Raw genomic sequence first — 590 nt, forward strand, 5'->3', positions numbered from 1 at the left:
ACGTCATTCATCGCATTTACGTACAAATCGGTGATTGGAATGCAAAGAGAGCCATGTTGATACACCATTTCGGGTTTGCCATCCTGGCTACGAATTTGGTATTCCAAGTTGTAAGCATCCGCACGAACCTTGGGTTGTCGTTTCTCAATGTCTTCGATTACACACTGATAAACATCATTCATACCGATTGCTTCACTTACCTGCTTTTGCAGCTTCATACCTCGAAACTCTGTCATATCAAGCGTTCCCGATCCGCTGTCAATCACGAGGACGTTATCTTCCTCAATCGTCGGATCCTGTACGTAACCTTCATCGTCGTAGTAGGCATCCACTAATACGGCAATCGGTTGACTTAACAACTCGAACTGGTTGACCATCACGACGACCTGCTCACCATTTTTAGCACCAGTAATGGGTTCTTTAAACCATTTTGCGAACTCGGACAGTCTCTCTTCCCGATAATCCTCATTTGGCACACCGAATCCCAAAGCGACCTCAATGACACCAGTGTCCCCATCCATCGTAGCTGCGTCTAACAGAGCCAACCGTGTCATTGTTTGATAGGCACCAAGGTGAACCCGTTCCTCACG

The 590-nt window shown here is 46.8% G+C and carries 1 pseudogene; it reads right to left on the reverse strand.

Annotated features, from left to right (window positions below):
* Positions 1 to 590: pseudogene (locus AN477_RS24905) on the reverse strand (recombinase); the annotation flags it as partial.

The organism is Paenalicyclobacillus ferrooxydans (assembly GCF_001399675.1).
Classification (GTDB): Bacteria; Bacillota; Bacilli; order Alicyclobacillales; family Alicyclobacillaceae; genus Alicyclobacillus_B; species Alicyclobacillus_B ferrooxydans.